Raw genomic sequence first — 20,648 nt, 5'->3', positions numbered from 1 at the left:
ACTGCAAACACCCGCCTCCACGATCACGCGATGCGGGGTGCCTGCAGGCATCCATTCGCAGCCCGGCGTGGAAATCGATCACGCCCGTCCATCGCGCGGGGCGCGCTCAGCGCAGCAGCCTCTCGATCAGCTTGGCCACCGCAGCGAACGCGAAACTGGCGGTGACGTGCGTGGCCGCGCCCAGCCCACCGCCGCCGCAGTCGAGGCCCAGGCTGTCGCCGCCTTCCGGGCGCAAGCCACAGACGCTGCCGTCGGCCTGCGGGTAGCGCACGTTTTCGCGCGAGAACACCGCCGGCACACCGAAGTAGCGGTCGCGGTTCTTGGGGAAGTTGAACTCACCGCGCAGCTTCTTGCGGACCAGCGCCAACAGCGCGTCGTGCTCGGTGCGCGAGAGGTCGCGCACTTCGATCAGGGTGGGGTCGGCGCGCCCGCCCGCCGAGCCGCTGACCACCATCGGGATCTTGCGGCGACGGCAGAAGGCGATCATTTCGACCTTGACCCGGAACGCATCGCAGGCATCGAGCACCGCGTCGTAGCCGCGCAGCAGCAGCGGATCGAGGGTCGAGGGCGTGAGGAACTGGGCGAGTGCGTCGATCTGGATCTCGGGGTTGATGCGCCGCAGGCGCTCGCCCAGCACCTCGACCTTGAGTCGGCCGAACTCGCCGTCCAGCGCATGCAGCTGGCGGTTGACGTTGCTGAGGCAGATGTCGTCGGCATCGATCAGCGTGAGCCGCCCCAGCCCGCTGCGCGCCAGCGCCTCCGCCGCCCAGGAGCCAACCCCGCCCACCCCGACGATGCAGACATGCGCGCGCGACAGGCGTTCGACGCTGCCGACACCGTATAGACGATCAATGCCGGCGAAGCGGCTACGCAGATTCGAATCGGTCATGGCAACAGGTCTCGGGCCGGGCGCGGATTCTAGCGCTGCCGGCCGCGCGGGGCCGACGCACACAGCACGGACCGGCACGAGAGCTGGGCTATGCTTCCGGCCCCGTTTGCACCGCTCCGGTCGCCTTGCATGAAGATCCTGCTGTCGCTGATCGTCGGCCTCCTGGCTGGCGCCATGCTCACCGCCACCTTCCTCAACCTGGGCAGCATCAAGAAGGGCGCGCGCCCGCACGCCGCCGCCATGGTGACCTTGAAATACCAGCTGGGCGAGGCGCGCAGCGCCATCGAAGGGGGTTGCAGCGCCGGTAACGGCGAGCGGCAGCTGCAGGTAATGCGCGGCATGGCCGACGACGTGGAGCCCCTGTTCCGCGACCAGGGCTTCGAGCCCGAGATGTTCGGCCGCCACGCACAACAGATGCGCGATCGACTCGATGCCGCCCTGGCCCTGCCCGCCGACGCAAGCTGCGCCCAGCGTAAAGAGGCGCTCACGGCCGTGCACAACAGCTGCGACAGCTGCCATCGCGACTTCGGCCGCGGCTGAGTCGCTCCACGCGCTTTGGATAGCACCAGACGGCGCCTGAACGCATGGCTCCGGAGCTAGGGGCGGTTCAGCCGAGGGCGTTCAGGGTCTAGCCGCGGCCCGATCTGATCCGGCCACTGTTCCGACACTGCTCACCGCGACGAGGTTTCCCATGCGCATCCAACTGCTGATCACCGCCGCCCTTGCCCTGCTGCTCTCCGCCTGTGTCAGCACCGCGCCACGCAGCTATGGTCCCAGCGACGGCTATGCGCGCTGCTACGACTGCGGCCAGGTCGAGCGCATTGACCGCGTCTACGGCCAGCGCGAATCGACCGGCGCCGGCGCCGTGCTGGGCGGCATCATCGGCGGCGTGGTCGGCAACCAGGTCGGCGGCGGCTCCGGCCGCACGGCCGCGACCGTGGCGGGCGCGATCGCCGGCGGCGTCGTGGGTAACGAGTTGGAAAAGGACTCGCGCTCGGCGCCGCGCTACGAGATCTATGTACTGATGGACGACGGTCGCCGCATCATCGTCACCCAGCCGGAATTGAACGGCATCCGCGAGGGCAGCTATGTGCGCGTGACCGGCACTCGCGCCCGCCTGCAGTAGTCCGCCAGCCGCCGCTGCAACGCCACCCGGGCCCCGCCGCGCCATCGCGCGGCGGGGCTTGCTTTTGCAGGCTCCCCCGCTACAGTGCGGTGTCGCCGGCTTCGCGCCTTCCGCCGCTGGCATACTTCTTTCGCGGGGACGTTTTGCGGTGTCGATGAGCGTGCTGTGGCCCGCATGCGGCCTTTCCATCCTGCGCAGGTGCGTGACCGCATGAATGCGCGCCCGCTGCTCGACACCCGCATCGAGATCGAAACTCCCGAGGGCATTCGCCTGCACCTGCTGCCCGCCGGCATGGCGCCGCGCGCCATCGCCTGGGTGGTCGATCTGGTGCTGCGGCTGGCGGTCCTGTGGCTGTTGGGCATGGCCCTGCTGTTCATGGGAAACGTCGGTAGCGGCCTGCACATGATCGCGGTCTTTGCCCTGATGTGGCTGTACCCGGTGCTGTTCGAACTGTTCTGGCGCGGCCAGACGCCGGGCAAGAAGCTGCTGGGCCTGCGCGTCGTGCACGCCGACGGCACGCCGGTCGGCTGGGTCGCCTCGGCCACCCGCAACCTGCTGCGCACCTTCGACATGTTGCCCTTCGGCTATGCCGTTGGTGTCGTGACCAGCCTCCTCGACGGCCGCAGCCGCCGGCTGGGCGACATGGCCGCCGGCACTCTGGTGGTGCACGTGCCGGCGCCACCGCGGGCGCACGCAGCGATCTCGGCAACGCCAGTCGACCCGCCGCCGCTGCAGCGCGGCGAGCGCGAGGCCCTGATCGAGTTCGGCGAGCGGCACGCACAGCTGAGCCCTGAGCGCCAACTGGAGCTGTCGGGGCTGCTGCAGCCATTGACAGGCCGCGCCGGTGAAGCCGGCCTGCAGCAGGTCCTGGGCATGGCGGCGGCGCTGACCGGCCAGCGCGGAGGGCGCCGATGAAGCAGGCGCAGTTCGAGGCCTTGCATGCGGCCGAGTGGCATCGTCTGGAGGCCTGGCTGAGTGCGGGCCCGCGACGCAGCGCGCCCAAGCCCGCAGCACCGCCACCGCTGCCGGACGCCGCGCCCGTCGAGGCGCTCGCCGATCTCGAGTTTCCTGCCGCCTACCGCCGGCTGTGCCAGCAGCTGGCCCTGGCGGAGCGCCGCGGTTACGGCCAGGCCCTGATCGAACGTCTGCGCCATCTCGCCGAGCGCGGGCATCTGGCGCTGTACCGTCCGCCGCGCGCGCGGCTGGGCCGCATCCTCGACTTCTTCGCCCGCGAGTTTCCGCAGCGCGTGCGCGCCTGGCACGGGGTGATGCTGGCCGCGGGCCTGCTCTATTTCGGGCCCTTCCTGGTGTGCCTGGTGCTACTGCAGTACCGGCCCGAACTGGCCCCGCTGATCATGGGCCATGAGCAGCTCGGCCAGATGGAGGCGATGTACGACCCCGCCGCCAAACACACGCGGCTGGGGCGCGACAGCGGCTCGGACCTGCAGATGTTCGGCTTCTACATCCTCAACAACGTCAGCATCGGCTTCCGCACCTTCGCCATGGGCCTGATCGCCGGCATCGGCGCGGCCTTCGCCCTCGTGTTCAACGGCGTCTTCCACGGCAGCGCCGCCGGCCATCTCACCGCGATCGGGTTTGGCGACCCGTTCTGGCGCTTCGTGTCCGGCCACTCCGCGCCCGAACTGCTGGCGATCGTGCTGTCGGGTGGGGCCGGCATCAAGCTGGGTCTCAGCCTGCTCATGCCCGGCCAGCGCAGCCGTCTGCGCGCCTTCAAGGAGACCGGCATCGACGGCGCACGGATCATCCTCGGCGTGTTCGCCATGCTCGTGTTGGCGGCCTTCATCGAAGCCTTCTGGTCGTCGATCGGCTCGATTCCCGCACTGGTGAAGTACACGGTCGGCATCAGCCTGTGGGTGCTGTTCCTCGCCTGGCTGCTGCTGGCCGGGCGCGGCCGCGGGAGTCTGCATGCGGATTGACGATCTCTCCGTGCTGCTGCGCCCGCGCTCGGGCTGGGAGGCCGTCGAACTGGGCTTCGCGCTCACCCGCCGTCATGCCCGCGTGGTTTGGCTGAGCTGGCTGGCGACCACCCTGCCCGTGTTTGCGGTGCTGAACGCGGCCGCCTGGTGGCTGGATCTGATGTGGCTGCCGCCGCTGTTGCTCTGGTGGCTGAAGCCGGCCTTCGAGCGTGCGCCGCTGTATGTCCTCTCGCGCGGCGTGTTCGGCGCCGCACCCGGCATGCGCGAAACCCTGCGCGGTCAATTCCACTTCGCCCGCTCGATCTGGCCTTGGCTGCTGTGGCTGAGGCTTTCGCCCTCGCGCGCGCTGCTGATGCCGGTGGATCTGCTGGAGGGTGTCAGCGGCCCGCTGCGACGCGCACGCCGCCAGGCACTCGCGCGCAACGCCAGCGGCACCGCGGCACTGGTGCTGCTGGTCTGCGCCAACGTCGAGGCCGTGCTCGCCTTCGGCCTGATCGGCCTGGCACTCACGCTGACCCCGATCGAGTTCATGGAACCCGCCGCGCAAGCGCTGTGGGAAACCCTGTTCGAGGCACCACCGCTGTGGGCGCAGCTGCTGCTCAACCTGATCTTCTGGATCGGCGCCAGCCTGATCGCACCGTTCTACGTCGGTGCCGGCTTCGCGCTCTACCTCAACCGCCGCACGCAGATCGAAGCCTGGGACATCGAACTCGGCTTCCGTCGGCTGGTCGCGCGGATCACCGGCCACGGACAGCCACCGCTCGCGCTGCTGGCGCCACTGCTGTTGCTGCTCAGCCTCTCGCTGGCGGCGCCGCCACAGGCACAGGCACAGGCACAGGCACAGGCACAGGCACAGGCACAGGCACAGGCACGGGACGAGGCTGCGGCGGACGCGCCCCAAGTCGAAGAGGCCTTCGATGACACCGAGCCCAGCCTGCGCACCCGGCCCGAAGCGCCCACCCGCTACGACCACGTCGGCCCGGGCGGATCGAGCGATGTGAAGCCCGAGGGCGGTGATCGACTGCGCCAGGTGTTCGCCCACGAGTATCGCGAGGGCACCGATGACTTCGTGACGCAGGCGGCCGAGGTCTACGAGCAGGACGCCCTGAGCCCGGTCAGCACGCAGACGATCTGGGTGCCACGCGAGAAGCCGGAAGCGCGCCGCCAGCCGCCACGCACAGAGATCGGCTGGCTGCACAGTCTCGGTCGCGGCCTCGCCTTCGTCATGGAGAACATCCTCTGGCTGCTCGCCGCCGCCCTGCTGGTGCTGCTGATCGCCACGCACCGCCGCTGGCTGCCGGTGCTGGGCGTGCAGATCGAGCGTCGCCATGGCCCGCGCCAGCGCCACGAAGACGCCGCCCAGGCGCCCGAGCCTCTGCCCGAGAACCTGCTCGAGGCCGCCCAGGCGCTGTGGGCGCAGGGCCAGCGTCGCGCCGCTCTCGCGCTGCTGTATGCCGGCGGCGTCGAGCGCGTCGCCGAAGCCACCGGCGAGCCGCTGCCGCCAGGCAGCACCGAAGCAGATTGCCTGCGGCGCGCCCGACGGCTGGGCGCGCAGGGCTTCGGTGGCGTGTTCCCGCGCATCGTGCAGCGCTGGCAGTCGGCCGCCTATGCCGATCGCCTGCCCAGTGAAGCGGAGTTCGATGCGCTGGTGGACGCCTGGCGTCGCAGCGAGAACGCGGCTGTCGGGAGCGCGTCCGCATGAGCCGCAGCCACCTGATCGTCGGCCTATTGCTGCTGGTGCTCACCGCACTCGGCCTGTGGTGGTGGCGCACTTTCGAGCTCAAGGAAGTCACCCGCGCACTGCCCCTGAGCGGCGAGGCGCGCATCAATCCGCTGTACGGGCTGCAGCAGGTGCTGCGCGCGCGCGGGCTCACCGTCAACACCCAGGCGGTATTCCGCGCGGATGCCTTGCCCAGGCCGCCGGGCCTCGTCGTGATGAGCGGCGACCTGCGCGGACTGTCGCAGAGCGCCAGCGACACGCTGCTCGACTGGGTCCATGCCGGCGGCGAGCTGGTGGTGGCGCTGCCGCCCGGCGAAGACGACTCGGCCCCGCTGCTGAACTTTTTCGATCTGTTCACGGTGCCGGGCTACACCTGCATCGATTGGAACTATCGGGCGCCGCCAGCCGCACTCAAGGCGGCGAAGCGGGCCCGCGGCGGCGCGCCCGAGCTGCCCACGTTGGAGGACCTGTTCGACCTCGATGCCCTGCGCGGCGGCGACACGCGATGGTGCGCCTCGCTGCGCCTGCTGGCCGGCGAAAACTTCGACGACACGCGCTTCGACTGGAGCTGGGGCAATGCCAAGGATGGCTGGCTGCTGGCGCGACTGCCGCACGGCGCCGGGCGGATCATGTTCGCCAGTGAGCTTGGCTTTCTGGAAACCCACGCGCTGCGCTCGCACAGCCATGCCGCGCTCGCCTGGCAGGTGCTGGCGCCGGCGCTGGAAGCCGGGCCCGAGGTGCTGCTGATTTACTCGGCCGACCTGCCGCCGCTGCACGTGCTGATCGTGCGCCATGGCTGGCCGATCCTGCTGCCGCTGCTGCTCGCCCTGCTCGCCTGGCTGTGGCTGCACAGCCAGCGCTTCGGGCCGCTGCAGCCGGAAGTGGCGCAGCCGCGTCGCGCCCTGCGCGAGCACCTGCGTGCGGCCGCGGAACTCGCCCTGCGCCGCCATCAGGGCACAGCCCTGCTGAAACCCCTGCGCCAGCGCGTGCTGCAGCGGCTGGCGCTGTCCTCCCCCGAGATCGCCGCCCTGCCCGCGCGCGATCTGGCCCAGGCCCTGGCCTCGCGCCACGGGCTCTCTACCCCCGCCGTCGAACTGGCCCTGTTCGGCCTCGGCATCGACCGCCCGGCCGCCCTGGCCGAGGCCGTGCGCACCCTCCATCGACTGAGCACCCGCCCATGAGCACCGAAACCCCACCCGCCGTCGTCCCCGCGCCCCCGCTTGGCACCGCCGAGGCCTCGACCATTGTCGCTGCCATCCGCGAGCAGATCGGCGGCGCCTTCTACGGCCAGGAGCAGGTGCTGGACGAACTGCTGGTGGCGCTGATGGCCGGCGGCCATGTGCTGCTGGAGGGCGTGCCCGGCCTCGGCAAGACCCTGCTGGTGCGCTCGCTCTCGGCCGCGGTCTCATGCAGCTTCGCGCGCATCCAGTTCACCCCCGACCTGATGCCCAGCGACGTCAGCGGCCACGCCTTCTACGACCCCAAGACCGAGGGTTTCCGCATCCGCCGCGGGCCGGTATTCACGAATCTGCTGCTGGCGGATGAGATCAACCGCGCGCCGGCCAAGACCCAGGCCGCCCTGCTCGAAGTGATGCAGGAAGGCCAGGTCACCATCGAGTCGCGCAGCTTCCCGCTGACGCCGCCCTTCATGACCATCGCCACCCAGAACCCGGTCGAGCAGGAAGGCACCTACCCGCTGCCGGAAGCCCAGCTCGACCGCTTCCTGCTCAAGATCCTGATGAACTACCCGAGCCATGCCGACGAGGTGCGCATGGTCGAAGCCGTCAGCACCGGTCGCATCGCGCACGACTTCGACCTCTCGCGGGTGCGCCGGGTGGCCAAGCCCGAGACCCTGCTCGGCCTGCAGCAGGCGGCGGCGCAGGTGCGCGTCGACCCGGTGGTGCTCGACTACGCAGTGCGCATTTGTCGCGCCACCCGCGAGTGGTCAGGCCTCGCGATGGGCGCCGGCCCGCGCGGCAGCCTGGCGCTCGTGCGTGCGGCGCGTGCCCAGGCGCTGCTGGCGGCGCGCGACTTCGTCACGCCCGACGACCTGCGCAGCATCGCCAAGCCGGCCCTGCGCCATCGCCTGAGCCTGTCGCCCGAACTGCAGATCGAAGGCCGCCGCATCGACGATGTACTCGACGCCCTGCTGCTCAAGGTGGAGGCGCCACGCCAGTGAGGCCCACCCGCCTGCTGGTGCTGGCGCTGGGCCTGCTCGCCCTGCCGGGCGCGGCGCTCGCATTCGGGCTGTCCGGCCCCGGCCCCCTGCTGGGCGCCAGCGTCTTCGTGCTCGCGCTGGCGGCCATCGACTTCGCGCGCCTGCGCCTGCTGCCGATCCCGGCGGTGGAGCGCCGCCTGCCGCGCGTGGTCGCGGTCGGCCATCCGCTGACGGTCGAGCTCGCGCTGAGCGGCGGTCTTGAAGCGCAGCGCCTCGAGGTCTTCGACCTGCACCCCGCGCAGTGGACTGTGGAGAATCTTCCGCAACGCCTCAGCCTGCCCGCTCAGGGGCGCAGCGTGCTCGCCTACACCCTGCATCCGCAGCAGCGCGGCGCCGCCCACTTCGAGGGCTGCGCCCTGCGCCTGCATTCGCCCTGGCGGCTGTGGACACGCCTCTTCATGCATCCGCTGCGCAGCGCCGTTCGCGTTTACCCGGATTTCGCCCGCGTCAGCCACCTCGCCTTGGTCGGCACCGATCGCGCCAGCCGCGTCATCGGCGCGCATCAGCACCGCCGCCGCGGCGAAGGCACCGAGTTCCACCAGCTGCGCGAGTACCGCACCGGCGACAGCCTGCGCCAGATCGACTGGAAGGCCACCCGCCGCGCGCAGAAGCTGATCTCGCGGGACTACCAGGACGAACGCAACCAGCAGGTGGTGCTGCTGGTCGACACCGGCCGCCGCATGCTGGCGCACGACGGCAGCCTGAGCCACTTCGACCACGCCTTGAACGCCAGCCTGCTGGTCGCCTTCATCGCCCTGCGTCAGGGCGACTCGGTGGGACTGATGGCCAGCGGCGGCGAATCGCGCTGGATGCCGCCAGCCCGCGGCCTCGGCGCCATCGACCGCCTGCTCGACACCGTCTACGACCTGCAGCCGCAGCCGGTCGCCACCGACTACATCGAAGCCGCCATGCAACTGGGCGCGCGCCAGCCGCGCCGCGCCCTGGTGCTGATCGTCACCAATGCCCGCGACGAAGACATCGAGGATCTGCTGGCCGGCGTGCGCCAGCTTCAACGCCGCCACCTCGTCTGCGTAGCCAGCCTGCGCGAGGCCATGCTGGATGAACTGCTGGAGCAGCCGCCCGAACGCGTCGACACCGCCCTCGAAGCCAGCGCGGCCGCCCAGTACCTGGAGCAGCGCCAGCGCGTCCACACCGCACTGCGCGCCCAGGGCGCCACCGTGCTCGACGTCACCGCCACCCAGCTGCCAGGTGCGCTGGTCGACCACTACCTGGCGATGAAGCGCGCCGGCCGCCTGTAGGCCCCGCGCACCACCGCACCCGCTTCAGGCCGGCCGCGGCGATGCAGGACGTGCCGCAGGCCCGGACCCATGGAAGCCACCGCCGCCGGGATCGCTAGGCCAGCGTCTCAACCAGCGGGAGCAGACGCGAGTCCTCCAGAGCCGCGAGACGGTGCCCGATGCCCGCGAGATAGTCCTGGTTGGAGGCGAACTCAAGAAACGAGGCCACGCTGGATTGACGCACGAGCAGAGCCGCATCCCAGCGCTCATCGCTCGGACCGATCAGGAACCCGCCGCCGCGACCATGGAAAAGAATCTCGCCCCCGGATGCTTTGAGGAACGGAAGGGTGTGCTCCATGTAAAGGCGATAGGCGGCCTCTCCGCTGATGGGCGAAGCCGGCGCAAGCTCCGGCGTTGCCGAGTAATCCGCCACAGCCCGAAAGCGCAGCAGGTTCAGCATGACCACGGCGCCGGCAATGCCGCGCGTGAAGAAAGCCCGACCCGACTCCTGGGTAGGTTCCAGATACGTCTGAGATGTGTCCATTTTTTCCTGCAGGCCTGAGGGTTGAGTGAGGTCTTGCCGCAGAAAGGCGGCGGCTTGGATGATCGAACGGGCTCCACTCCGCATCTCCATCCGGCATCATCGAATCAGACTGAGGCAAACAGCCCTCGGACATCGTGCACCTGGGAGCAGCCAGTCATGCACGCCTTGGATCCCACGCCTCCACGCTTAAGACGCTGCACCGCTTCAACCTGATGCCTGTGCGACGGCCCCTGAAGCAGATACGCCGATAGTGCTGGCACAGCGAATGCGGCTTGAACGAATGGCCCTGCTTCGCGGATTCCATCATGGCTAGAGCCACCGCGCTCGACAAGGCCGAATACACGAATGCAGCCGCTTGCTCAGGCGCAAGAAGAGCGGGTCAGCAGGAAGCAAAGTACAGCCGACTCGTCAGCGGTTGACGGGGGAGTCCATACATGAATTGTTAGGCGCTACTGGCACACCTGTGCTCGTATCGCCCCACTGAAACCTAGTCCCTTCAGGTACTCGGGGAACTCGACGAGGAGCTCTGAGTGGCACAAGCGGACAAGATACTCCACGTCTTCTATTCGCTTGAGCACCTCCGGTCCTCCGATAGGCTGGAGCGCCTGCTTTGGCCTGTCGCAGTTATGAATGCAGTCATGGCGTCTCTGAAATATCTCGCCATAATGTCCCTCAAAGTGCTCCATAGCATCTTCGCGGAGCTTGTTCTGTTGGCTCGATGTCGCGGCAGAGTACTCAGCCGATGAAACGCCAAACATGCGCTTCTTGGCTGTTGGATGAGTGATCCAGTGGCCGAGCGTCGACTTAATAATCAGCTTGTGAGTGGGGCGGCAAAAGTGGTTGAACAGGCTGCGTATTTTCTCTAGAGAAAGAACATTCTCTGACTCGATAAGTTCGCGTGCGGCCATTCTCCACCTCCATCCGCCATTGGCTGGCCTCAGAAGAGCGGTGACGGGCAACTTCAAATTGTTGAGTCTGTCAGGAATGCACACGCCAGGCTGCAGCTCTTTTGCGCGGATTGCTCGTGAAACAAGATCTGCATATGCATCGGAGAAGTAGGCATCGCATGCACCTACAGCCATCATCCAAGCTGCTCTAAGTATGTCGGATTGCAAGACTCCGGCTGGAAGCGTGATTGCATGCAACCGAAGAGACTTGGCGCGATCAATGTCAGCATTAAAGTGTGCGATGGCAGTTGCGAGCATGTTTGATAGAGCCTAACGTTCGAGGTAACGCGGGACCGGCGGTGGGGTGCTTGGCCCGCGAGGCCGATGATGAACCACACGGCTTCGCGGGCCAAGTGCCCCGCCGCTGGGCCTCGCGTTGACCGAGGGGTTAGCCGTCTCTGTTCAGCCGGTGGTCGTGGACTTGGTGAAACGTGACCGGAGTTTACCGGCGCCTACTTCCGCGAGCTGCCCCTATCTTGACCACTTTGAAGCGAGTTCGACGCTTGATCGGAGAATCTTCCAATGATGTCTGTGACGAAGCGTTCGGAGAATCCCGCAACAAAGCACCAGAAGAGAAGTTTGGCGTAGTCAACTGCTCCTTTGGCTTCTGCTTGGAATAGCTTCGCAATGCCATTGGCAGACTTCGCTCCTGGGGTATCCGCGTTGATTTCCGGGAATAGCTGGCCGCCAAGCAGACCTGAAATCAGCAAGAGATAAAGAATGCCAGCCATAACTGCGCCAGCCACGGGAGCGAGCAATGTGTAGGCGATGGACTCTCGAAAGAGCGTCAAGTCTTCTTCCGAGAGATCCTTGAGGCGCCTCTGTAGAGAAATGAAGGCACCGAGTGAGCCAAATAGGAGGATGACCGGTAGCGTCACGATCCTGTCGGTGCTCATAAATACGATGAAGAGGATCAGCAAGAGGGTAACGACACTCACCAGGCAAACGAGCAGTCGCTTGCTGACGAGTCTGACGCTTTTTACAGAGGCGGCGGTCATCGTTGCTTCCTTTGAGACGGCTAACGTTTGAGATGAGAGGCGGCGCCCGGCTTGCCGGGCGACGTCCTCTCGATTGAAGGGTTAGGCGGCGCTTTTTGCATAGCTATAGACGCCTTCTCGTAGCTTAGTTTCCCCAGTGACCAGCACGGCAAGACAATAGGTGAGAGGGAAGAGGTCATTTGCCTTCTGTCCCAGTTCCTTGGCTGCCTCTTTCGCTAGCTTTGAAGCCCCCGACATACCAGGCCAAGGGATGAAGACGTAGCTTCCTTCTGTGATGACGGCGGCATGAACCGCCTCAAACCCTTCGGCCGTACTCACTCCAACGATGCCTTTGTACTCAGCTCCTGATGGTGTTCTCAAGTATGCGGAGACAGAGAGCGAGTAAGCATTGCCAGGTACTTGCTTTACTCGAACTGGACGCACCCAGGTTTCGTCTCGATCTTCATCGCCTTCTTCATCGGAGGCAAACTCCCAGACTGGGTAGGTTTCCAGGTCAATCGGGCGGAGCTGATCGATCGGTTTGCGAGTGTTGAGCGTTGGCTTCATGGGGTCTTTGGCGACGCCTTACTCAATGTAGACGTCAAAGTGACGTCTAATCTGTCGTATAACTCGGGCACCTCGGCGCCCGAGTCAGAAATTTTCCTGTCCAATCAATACCCTGCAACGCCCCCAATCCCGTCGCCTAATCCATTGGCTCTCAGCCCCAATGCGTCAGTGCGCTTCGGCAAGTTACCCCAGGCCCTCCGCGGATTCAATTGCAGTGCGCATCCCTCGCATCGGCTCGCGTCGGACGATTCGCTGCCCGATGCCCGCCTCCCGGAGCAATCGGCGCCAGGCCGGCTCGATCAGCGCCCGGCGCGAAGCGGATGATGGGCGATTGCCGCACCCTGCCCCAGCTGCCGCCCCTGCTATCCTCCCCGGCCATCCGACTGCACAGGACATCGCCATGAGCGTTCCCGCCCAGTTCCGCGCCTTCCGTATCCATGCCGACGGCGGCAAGCATCGCGCCGGTATCGAGTTGATCGGGCTTGACGACCTCAGCCCCGGCGAGGTGGTGGTGAAGGTCGCGTTCTCCTCCATCAACTACAAGGACGCGCTGGCCGGCACCGGCAAGGGGCGCATCCTGCGGCGGTTTCCGCTGGTGGGCGGCATCGATGCGGCGGGGCATGTGGTGGCCTCGACCGATCCGCGCTTCAAGGAAGGCGATGCCGTGCTGTGCACGGGCAGCGGCCTGTCGGAGACGCGCGACGGCGGCTATACCGAATACCTGAAGCTGGAGGCGCAGTGGGCGATCCCGTTGCCGGCGGGGCTCGACCTGCGCGAGGCGATGATCCTGGGCACCGCCGGCTTCACGGCGGCACTGTCGCTGTACCGGATGGAGCAGAACGGGCAGACGCCGGCGATGGGGCCGATCGTGGTCACGGGTGCCACCGGCGGCGTGGGCATGCTGGCCATCGACATCCTCACCCGCGCCGGCTACGAGGCGCATGCGATCACCGGCAAGCTGCGGCATTTGGACTTTCTGAGCCGGCTGGGCGCGCGCCAGGTGGTGTCGCGCGAGAACCTGCACTGGGGCCAGAAACCGTTGGAAAACGCGATCTGGGCGGGTGCCATCGACAACGTGGGCGACGAGATGCTGGCCGGGCTGACGCGGGTGATACAGCCTTACGGCAACATCGCGAGCTGCGGCCTGGCGGGCGGGCATGCGCTGGCCACCACGGTGATGCCCTTCATCATCCGCGGCGTGTCGCTGCTGGGCATCGCCTCGGCAGGCACGGCGCGACCGATCCGCGAGGCGATCTGGGAGCGGCTGGCAGGCGACTGGAAGCCGGCGCATCTGGACGCGATCTGCACGCGCGCGGTGGGCCTGGATGAACTGGCGCCGGTGTTCGACACCATGCTGGATGGCGGCTCCTTCGGCCGCAGCCTGGTCCACGTCACGGATTGAACCAAGGGCTGGTTTGTGCGCCGCGCCGAAGCGGCTAGAATCGGTCCGTCAACCGGGCATCCACATCGCGCCCGGCTCCACACCTGAAAGAGGCCCTCCATGGCACGCGTGCTGATCGTCGACGACTCCCCCTCCCAGCTGATGGGCATGAAGAAGATCATGGAGAAGCTGGGCCATGAGGTGATCAGCGCCGAGGACGGCGCGCAGGGCGTCGAGGTCGCCAAGCGCGAGCTTCCCGATCTCATCCTGATGGACGTGGTGATGCCGAATTTGAACGGCTTCCAGGCCACGCGCTCGATCTCGAAAGAGCCGGCCACGGCGCACATCCCGATCGTGCTGGTCACCACCAAGGATCAGGTGACCGACAAGGTCTGGGGCCTGCGCCAGGGCGCCAAGGCCTATCTGACCAAGCCAGTCAACGAAGCCGCGCTCATCAGCCTGGTTCGCGACCTGCTGGCGGGGATCACGCCCGAGCAAGGCTGAAGGCACGCCGCATGTCGAGCGATACCAAAAGGCCCGCGCAAGCGGGCCTTTTGCTTTCCGGGCTGGGAGTTCGCACTCAGCGCGCGGGCAGATGGGCGAGCGGATCCACCGGGCGGCCGCTGCGGCGAATCTCGAAGTGCAGCATGTCGCGCGCGGCGCCCGAGCGGCCCATCTCGGCGATCTGTTGGCCGGCGCGCACCTGCTCGCCCTCGGCCACCAGGCGCTTGCGGTTGTGGCCGTAGGCGGAGAGGAACTCGTCGTTGTGCTTGATGATCACCAGCTCGCCGTAGCCGATCAGGCCCGAGCCGGAATACACGACCACACCGTCACCGGCCGCATGCACCGGCTGGCCGGGGTTGCCGGCGATGCTGAGGCCCTGGCGGGTCGGGTCTCCGGCGACGAATCGGCCGACGACCTGGCCTGCGGTGGGCCACTGCCAACGCACGGGACCACTGGGGGCGGAGGCCGGCGGCTTCGGCGGCGCCGATGCCGTGACCGGCGCGGACGTACCGGAGGTCGTGGTCGTGGTGGACGGCGCGGGCGTACCGGCGCTGGCGGGCGGAGACGCTGGGGGCGTGGCGGCGACCACGCCGCCGGTCGCGGGCGTGGCGGGTCGGGGCGCGCTGCCGGCGGTCGAAGGTGTAGCCGTCGAGGGCGATCGCGCCTGGCCGCGCGCCTCGCTGGCCGCACCCGCATTCGAGGCAGGCCTGGAACCCGCCTGCGCCACCGCCTGGCCGGGCGGCGAGAGCCGGATCCGCTGGCCAGGATAGATCGTGTAGGGCTCGCCGATGCCGTTCCAAGCGGCGACCTCGCGGTATTCCAGGCGATGGCGGAAAGCGATGCTGTAGAGCGTGTCGCCGCGCTGCACGATATGCACCCGCCCGCTGTCGTGCTGGGCAGGGGTGCCGCGACCGGCGCCGCGCTCCTGCCCACCGCGATCGACCACCACCGCGCGCGGGGCGACGCCGCAGGCCGTCAGCGCGAGCGTCAGCGCGATCACAGCCAGCCGCAGCCCGACGCTGCGTCCCGGCAGGGCGCTCATGCCATGCCTCCCAGCAGGGGCACGAACATCACCGGGCCGAGATCGTCCTGCTGCCAGCGGTCCTCGACCCAGCGCAGGCGGATCAGGCGCTGGCCCTCGGGACCACCGACCGGCGCGACGAACACGCCGCCCGGCTTGAGCTGGGCGATCAGCTGCGGGTCGACCGAGTCGGCGGCGGCGGTGACGATGATGGCGTCAAAGGGCGCGTGCTCGGGCCATCCGAGACGGCCATCGTCGAAACGCGCGCGGACATTGCTGAAACCGAGCTTGCGCAGGCGTTTGCGGGCACTGCGCGAGAGCTCTTCGATGCGCTCCACGCTGCTGACCTGATCGACCAGCATGGCCAGCACCGCAGCCTGGTAGCCCGAGCCTGTGCCGAGCTCCAGCACCGAACCCGGCAGGCCGAATTCGATCAGGGCCTCGGTCATGCGCGCGACCACCCAGGGCTGGGACAAGGTCTGCGCGCGGCCGATGGGCAGGGCGGTGTCCTCGTAGGCGCGCGAGGCCAGGGCCTCGTCGCAGAACAGATGCCGCGGCAGGGTGCGCATCACTTCGAGCACGCGCGGGTCGCGGATGCCCTGCTCGCGCAGGCGCTCGACCATGCGATCGCGCGCGCGCTGCGAGGTCATGCCCAGGCCCAGGGCCTCGCGCGGCAGGCGCAGGCCGGGGCTCATCGCCATGGCTCCATGCACAGCCCTGCCCTCATGCGCGGCCCGGCAGGCCGTCGCTGAGCGCGCTCACCCAGCCGGAGACCTTTTCCAGCGCCTGGTAGCGGGTGAGATCGACATGGATCGGCGTGATCGAAATGAAGCCCGTGCGCACGGCGTGGAAGTCGGTGCCGGGGCCGGCATCCTGCTCGGGACCCGCGGGGCCGATCCACCAGATCGGGCGACCGCGCGGATCCTGCTGCGGGATGCAGGCCTCGGCGCGATGGCGGTGGCCGAGTCGCGTGACCTCGAAACCGCGGATCTCGTCCCAAGGCAGGTCGGGCACGTTGACGTTCAGGATGGTGTCGGCGGGCAGCGGATCGGTCTGCAGGCGCTGCACGATCAGCTGCGCCGCACGCGCCGCGGACTCGAAGTGACGCCCGCTGCCCTCACGGGTCACCAGCGACATCGCCACCGCCGGGTGGCCGAGGAAGCGGCCTTCCATCGCCGCGGCGACCGTGCCCGAGTAGATGACGTCGTCGCCGAGATTGGCCGCGTTGTTGATGCCGGAGACGACGATGTCGGGGTCGAAATCGAGCATGCCGCACAGGGCCAGGTGCACGCAGTCGGTCGGCGTGCCGGCGACGCGGTAGGTGTGTTCGTCGACCTTGGTCACCCGGATCGGCTGGTCCAAGGTCAGCGAGTTGGACGCGCCGCTGCGGTCGCGGTCGGGCGCGACCACGGTGACCGGGCCGAGGGCGCGCAAGCCATCGGCCAGCACCTTGATGCCGGGAGCGTCCACACCGTCGTCGTTGCTGACCAGAAAGCGCATGAGGGGCCTCGCTGCAAAGCCCGCAATCATACAGGCCGAAGCCGCCCGGCTTCCCCCTTCACACGCTCACCGCTATGTTGCGAATCATGTCGCGCCGCCCCGCCAAGCCCGCCGCCCCGCCCGCACGCGCCAGCGCGGACGACCTCGCCCTGTTCCACGAGGCCATCGGCCCGGTCCGGCGCATCGAGGTCGAGCCCCCAGCGGCCAGCGCACCCAAGCCCGCGCCACGACCGCGCTCGCGCGAGGCCGATGAAGTCCAAGCCGGCAAGGATTTCCGCCTGCGGCCCTTCGAGTTCGCGGCGGACACCCTGGGCGATACGCTGGAATACCTCGCCGAAGGTCATTCCCCCAAGCTGATGCGCGACTTGAAGCGCGGCCGCTACGCCGTGCAGGACGAACTGGACTTGCACCGCATGCACGCTGAACTGGCCGATGAAGCCATCCGGATCTTCCTTGCCGAGGCCCGCGACCACGGCTACCGCTGCGTGCGCATCATCCACGGCAAGGGCCTGCGCTCCAAGGATTCGACGCCGGTGCTGAAGCTGCTGACCGACAAAGTGCTGCGCTTCCGCAGCGACGTACTGGCCTACGCCTCGGCCAAACCCTCGGAGGGGGGAACGGGCGCGGTGGTGGTGCTGTTGAAGCGCTGAGAGCGGCTGATTGGGGGTTGGGGATCGTAGCTCGCTGCCTGAGTTGGCTGGGCTCGCCGGCATCAACTGCTCGACGGATCCCGCAGAGCCCCCCTCCCCTTGAGGCAAGCGGAAGAGAGGGCTTGTCGGCTGCCGGCGGCAGCCGATGCGCTGTGAAGCCTGAGCGAAGCGAATGCAGGCTGGAGGGAGGGGGACGACACCCTGCGCGAGCGTTCCCCCCTCTCCCCCAGCCCCTCTCCCTCAAGGGGAAAGGGGAGAAAGATCCGCAGCCCCAACGCGGCAAGCGTGTCTCCGCCCGCGCAAAACACGACGGAGTGTTCGTCACTCTCCAGCACCCCGCGCTTGACGGGATCCGCAAGCCCGTCTCCCTCTGAGGGAGACGGGAGAAAGCCGAATGGCTGGCACGGGCGCGTCGCGAACACCCAGCGTGAATGTCCTGTCCGCTATGGTGCGGGGTCTGACACCCGCGAGGAGCCGGCGATGAGCAACAGCTTCGATACCCTCGACACCCTCCGCCTGGACGGACTCAGCTACCGCATCCACAGCCTGCAGCGACTCGGGGCGAACCATGATCTGAAGCGCCTGCCATTTTCGCTGAAGATCCTGCTGGAGAACCTGCTGCGCTGCGAGGACGGAGTCAGCGTCACGCCCGCGCACATCGAGGCCCTCCTCGCCTGGCAGCCAACGGCCGAGCCCGACACCGAGATCGCCTTCATGCCGGCGCGCGTAGTGCTGCAGGATTTCACCGGCGTGCCCTGCGTGGTCGATCTGGCGGCAATGCGCGAGGCCGTGGTCAAGCTCGGCGGCCGGCCCGAGCAGATCAATCCGCTGATCCCCTCGGAACTGGTGATCGACCACAGCGTGCAGGTCGACGTGTTCGGCACGCCCGAAGCGCTGGACTTGAACGGCAAGATCGAAGTCGAGCGCAACCGCGAGCGCTACGCCTTCCTGCGCTGGGGCCAGAGCGCCTTCGACAACTTCAAGGTGGTGCCGCCCAACACCGGCATCGTCCACCAGGTGAATCTGGAATATCTCGCACGGGTGGTGATGACCCGCGAGGTGGATGGCGTCACCGAGGCCTACCCGGACACCGTATTCGGCACCGACAGCCACACCACGATGATCAACGGCATCGGCGTGCTGGGCTGGGGCGTGGGCGGCATCGAGGCGGAAGCCGCGATGCTGGGCCAGCCGAGTTCGATGCTGATCCCGCAGGTGGTCGGCTTCCGCTTGAGCGGCAGGCTGCCCGAGGGCGCCACCGCGACCGACCTGGTCCTGACCGTCACCCAGATGCTGCGCAAGCACGGCGTGGTCGGCAAGTTCGTCGAGTTCTTCGGCCCGGGCCTCGACCAGCTGCCGCTGGCCGACCGCGCGACGATCGCCAACATGGCGCCCGAGTACGGCGCCACCTGCGGCATCTTCCCGATCGATGCGGAATCCCTGAGCTACCTGCGCCTGTCAGGCCGCAGCGAAGCGCAGATCGCCCTGGTCGAGGCCTATGCCCGGCACCAGGGCCTGTGGCGCGACGCGGCCGTCGAGGCCGAGTACAGCAGTGTGCTCGAGCTCGACCTCGGCGAGGTCAAGCCCTCGCTGGCCGGACCGAAGCGTCCGCAGGATCGCGTGCTGCTGGAGCAGGTCAAGCAGAACTACCGCGACAACCTGGCCGCCTTCGCCGCCGCCCGCAGCAAGCGCTCCGCCGAATCCAGCGCGATGGTCGCCGAGGGCGGCGGTGCGGCGATCGGCAACCGCGACGTGCTGCAGGACGGCAGCGTCGAGATCGAACTCAAGGGCCAGAAGGTGCAGCTAAAGGACGGTGCGGTCGTGATCGCCGCCATCACGTCCTGCACCAACACCAGCAACCCGGCGGTCATGCTCGGCGCGGGGCTGCTGGCGCGCAATGCGGTCAGGCGCGGACTGAAGACGCAGCCCTGGGTCAAGACCTCGCTGGGGCCTGGCTCACTGGTGGTCACCGACTACCTGAAGAAAGCGGGACTGATGGACGACCTCGAAGCCTTGGGCTTCCACGTCGTCGGCTACGGCTGCACCACCTGCATCGGGAACTCCGGTCCGCTGCCGGCGGAAGTGAGCGCGGGCATCGCCCGTGGCGACCTGAATGTGGTCTCGGTGCTCTCGGGCAACCGCAATTTCGAAGGGCGCGTGCACGCCGAAGTGCGCATGAACTATCTGGCCTCACCGCCGCTGGTGGTGGCCTATGCGCTGGCCGGCAGCGCCGACATCGATCTCGCCAGCGAACCGCTGGGCATCGGCAGTGACGGTTCGCCGGTGTACCTGCGCGACATCTGGCCCAGCAACAAGGAAATCGGCGATCTGATCGCGGCCACCGTCGGCCCCGAGCTGTTCCGCCACAACTACGCCGACGTGTTCCGCGGCGACAGCCGTTGGAATCGGATCGACGCGCCGACCGGACAGATCTACGCCTGGGACGCCGCCAGCACCTACATCAAGAATCCGCCCTACTTCGAGGGCATGACCATGGAGGTCGGCCGCATCGAAGACCTGCAGGGCGCGCGTGTGCTCGGACTGTTCGGCGACAGCATCACCACCGACCACATCAGCCCGGCCGGCAACATCAAGGCCAGCTCGCCGGCCGGCCGCTACCTGCAGTCGCGCGGCGTGCAGCCGGCCGACTTCAACAGCTACGGCAGCCGCCGCGGCAACGACGAGGTGATGCTGCGCGGCACCTTCGCCAACATCCGCATCAAGAACCTGATGCTCGGCGGCGAGGAAGGCGGCAACACCCTGCATCAACCGTCCGCAGAGAAACTTTCGATCTTCGATGCGGCGATGAAGTACAAGGCCGAGGGCGTGCCGCTGGTGGTGATCGCCGGCAAGGAATACGGCACCGGCTCTTCGCGCGACTGGGCCGCCAAAGGCACGTACCTCTTGGGCGTGCGCGTGGTGATCGCCGAGAGCTTCGAGCGCATCCACCGCAGCAATCTGGTCGGCATGGGCGTGCTGCCGCTGCAGTTCATGCCCGGCGAGAACGCCGCCAGCCTGGGCCTGCGCGGCGATGAGGTGTTCGACGTGCAGGGCCTGGACGACGGCCGTGCCCGCGTCGCCGATGTCAGCGCGACCCGCGCCGACGGCACGCGCATCACCTTCAAGGCGCAGGTGCTGCTGCTGACGCCGAAGGAAGTCGAGTACTACCGCCACGGCGGCCTGCTGCACTACGTGCTGCGCCAGCTCGCCTGCGCGGCCTGAGCCAATCGTAGGCCACGGCCCACGCCGGCATCGGGTGGGCCGTGGCCTGGCGAGGGATTTCCTGAAGTGTTGGGCATGGCGAACGCTGCATGCAGCGGCCACGGCAGCGGCAAGGTTGGGCCTCGCTGGGCTCGGCGCCGACCCACCCAAACCGAGACCAAAACCGAAACCCGAACCGAAACCCGAAGACTGAGACGGAACCGGAAC

At 67.9% G+C, this 20,648-nt stretch carries 20 protein-coding genes; 12 read left to right on the top strand and 8 right to left on the bottom strand.

Annotated elements, in window-relative coordinates; all coding sequences use genetic code 11:
- Positions 1 to 106: 106 nt before the first annotated feature.
- On the bottom strand, positions 107 to 889 hold the full coding sequence (locus BLP83_RS06685; protein WP_091240418.1) for a tRNA threonylcarbamoyladenosine dehydratase: 783 nt from the start codon (positions 887 to 889) through the stop codon (positions 107 to 109).
- 129 nt (positions 890 to 1,018) lie between these two features.
- Here BLP83_RS06685 and BLP83_RS06680 point away from each other — a divergent pair, with 129 nt between their 5' ends.
- From BLP83_RS06680 to BLP83_RS06645, 8 genes are all read left to right on the top strand, one after another.
- Complete coding sequence (locus BLP83_RS06680) at positions 1,019 to 1,429, top strand: hypothetical protein (RefSeq protein WP_091240415.1); 411 nt, start codon at positions 1,019 to 1,021, stop codon at positions 1,427 to 1,429.
- 151 nt (positions 1,430 to 1,580) lie between these two features.
- Entirely contained in the window at positions 1,581 to 2,015 is a 435-nt protein-coding gene (locus BLP83_RS06675) for a glycine zipper 2TM domain-containing protein (RefSeq protein WP_091240413.1), read from the top strand.
- Between the two features lie 210 nt (positions 2,016 to 2,225).
- Positions 2,226 to 2,930 (top strand): RDD family protein, encoded by a 705-nt coding sequence (locus BLP83_RS06670; protein WP_091240410.1) that lies wholly within the window; start codon positions 2,226 to 2,228, stop codon positions 2,928 to 2,930.
- A complete protein-coding gene (locus BLP83_RS06665; RefSeq protein WP_091240407.1) occupies positions 2,927 to 3,952 on the top strand; it encodes a stage II sporulation protein M in 1,026 nt (341 codons plus the stop codon). The genes BLP83_RS06670 and BLP83_RS06665 overlap by 4 nt, the downstream gene beginning before the upstream one ends.
- Positions 3,942 to 5,654: a DUF4129 domain-containing protein gene (locus BLP83_RS06660; RefSeq protein ID WP_091240405.1), complete on the top strand. Its 1,713-nt coding sequence runs from the start codon at positions 3,942 to 3,944 to the stop codon at positions 5,652 to 5,654. The genes BLP83_RS06665 and BLP83_RS06660 overlap by 11 nt, the downstream gene beginning before the upstream one ends.
- On the top strand, positions 5,651 to 6,853 hold the full coding sequence (locus BLP83_RS06655; protein ID WP_091240402.1) for a DUF4350 domain-containing protein: 1,203 nt from the start codon (positions 5,651 to 5,653) through the stop codon (positions 6,851 to 6,853). The genes BLP83_RS06660 and BLP83_RS06655 overlap by 4 nt, the downstream gene beginning before the upstream one ends.
- On the top strand, positions 6,850 to 7,851 hold the full coding sequence (locus tag BLP83_RS06650; protein WP_091240399.1) for an AAA family ATPase: 1,002 nt from the start codon (positions 6,850 to 6,852) through the stop codon (positions 7,849 to 7,851). The genes BLP83_RS06655 and BLP83_RS06650 overlap by 4 nt, the downstream gene beginning before the upstream one ends.
- Positions 7,848 to 9,149 (top strand): DUF58 domain-containing protein, encoded by a 1,302-nt coding sequence (locus BLP83_RS06645; RefSeq protein WP_091240396.1) that lies wholly within the window; start codon positions 7,848 to 7,850, stop codon positions 9,147 to 9,149. The genes BLP83_RS06650 and BLP83_RS06645 overlap by 4 nt, the downstream gene beginning before the upstream one ends.
- A 94-nt stretch (positions 9,150 to 9,243) precedes the next feature.
- Here BLP83_RS06645 and BLP83_RS06640 read toward each other — a convergent pair whose 3' ends face one another.
- From BLP83_RS06640 to BLP83_RS18185, 4 genes are all read right to left on the bottom strand, one after another.
- Entirely contained in the window at positions 9,244 to 9,588 is a 345-nt protein-coding gene (locus tag BLP83_RS06640; RefSeq protein WP_218121210.1) for a hypothetical protein, read from the bottom strand.
- 533 nt (positions 9,589 to 10,121) lie between these two features.
- Positions 10,122 to 10,877 carry a hypothetical protein gene (locus BLP83_RS18190; RefSeq protein WP_143006569.1) on the bottom strand — a complete coding sequence of 252 codons (756 nt, stop codon included), beginning with the start codon at positions 10,875 to 10,877 and terminating at the stop codon, positions 10,122 to 10,124.
- A gap of 194 nt (positions 10,878 to 11,071) precedes the next feature.
- The gene (locus tag BLP83_RS06630; protein WP_091240390.1) at positions 11,072 to 11,617 is read right to left on the bottom strand and encodes a hypothetical protein; all 546 of its coding nucleotides are present in this window, start codon (positions 11,615 to 11,617) and stop codon (positions 11,072 to 11,074) included.
- A gap of 81 nt (positions 11,618 to 11,698) precedes the next feature.
- Positions 11,699 to 12,163 carry a hypothetical protein gene (locus tag BLP83_RS18185; protein WP_143006568.1) on the bottom strand — a complete coding sequence of 155 codons (465 nt, stop codon included), beginning with the start codon at positions 12,161 to 12,163 and terminating at the stop codon, positions 11,699 to 11,701.
- Between the two features lie 400 nt (positions 12,164 to 12,563).
- Between BLP83_RS18185 and BLP83_RS06625 the strand changes: the two genes are divergently transcribed.
- Both BLP83_RS06625 and BLP83_RS06620 read left to right on the top strand, forming a co-directional pair.
- Entirely contained in the window at positions 12,564 to 13,565 is a 1,002-nt protein-coding gene (locus BLP83_RS06625; RefSeq protein WP_091240388.1) for an oxidoreductase, read from the top strand.
- Positions 13,566 to 13,664: 99 nt separating this feature from the next.
- Positions 13,665 to 14,048, top strand: coding sequence for a response regulator (locus BLP83_RS06620; protein ID WP_091240384.1), 384 nt, complete (start codon positions 13,665 to 13,667; stop codon positions 14,046 to 14,048).
- A 76-nt stretch (positions 14,049 to 14,124) separates the two neighbouring features.
- Here the strand turns inward: BLP83_RS06620 and BLP83_RS06615 are convergent, their stop codons facing one another.
- The 3 genes from BLP83_RS06615 to surE are packed head-to-tail and all read right to left on the bottom strand — an operon-like array spanning position 14,125 to position 16,569.
- Entirely contained in the window at positions 14,125 to 15,090 is a 966-nt protein-coding gene (locus tag BLP83_RS06615) for a peptidoglycan DD-metalloendopeptidase family protein (protein ID WP_091240380.1), read from the bottom strand.
- The gene (locus tag BLP83_RS06610; protein ID WP_091240905.1) at positions 15,087 to 15,764 is read right to left on the bottom strand and encodes a protein-L-isoaspartate(D-aspartate) O-methyltransferase; all 678 of its coding nucleotides are present in this window, start codon (positions 15,762 to 15,764) and stop codon (positions 15,087 to 15,089) included. The genes BLP83_RS06615 and BLP83_RS06610 overlap by 4 nt, the downstream gene beginning before the upstream one ends.
- 28 nt (positions 15,765 to 15,792) lie before the next feature.
- Positions 15,793 to 16,569, bottom strand: a complete 777-nt coding sequence (gene surE, locus BLP83_RS06605) for a 5'/3'-nucleotidase SurE (RefSeq protein WP_091240377.1) — start codon at positions 16,567 to 16,569, stop codon at positions 15,793 to 15,795.
- 86 nt (positions 16,570 to 16,655) lie between these two features.
- On the opposite strand from surE, the gene BLP83_RS06600 reads away from it, so the two are divergent.
- Both BLP83_RS06600 and acnA read left to right on the top strand, forming a co-directional pair.
- Positions 16,656 to 17,219 (top strand): Smr/MutS family protein, encoded by a 564-nt coding sequence (locus BLP83_RS06600; RefSeq protein WP_091240374.1) that lies wholly within the window; start codon positions 16,656 to 16,658, stop codon positions 17,217 to 17,219.
- A gap of 480 nt (positions 17,220 to 17,699) precedes the next feature.
- Entirely contained in the window at positions 17,700 to 20,441 is a 2,742-nt protein-coding gene (gene acnA, locus BLP83_RS06595) for an aconitate hydratase AcnA (RefSeq protein WP_091240373.1), read from the top strand.
- Positions 20,442 to 20,648 lie beyond the last annotated feature (207 nt).

The organism is Aquimonas voraii (assembly GCF_900101825.1).
GTDB lineage: Bacteria > Pseudomonadota > Gammaproteobacteria > Xanthomonadales > Xanthomonadaceae > Aquimonas > Aquimonas voraii.
Note: the sequence above shows the minus strand (reverse complement) of the source record. Positions and strands in the feature narration are given on the sequence as shown.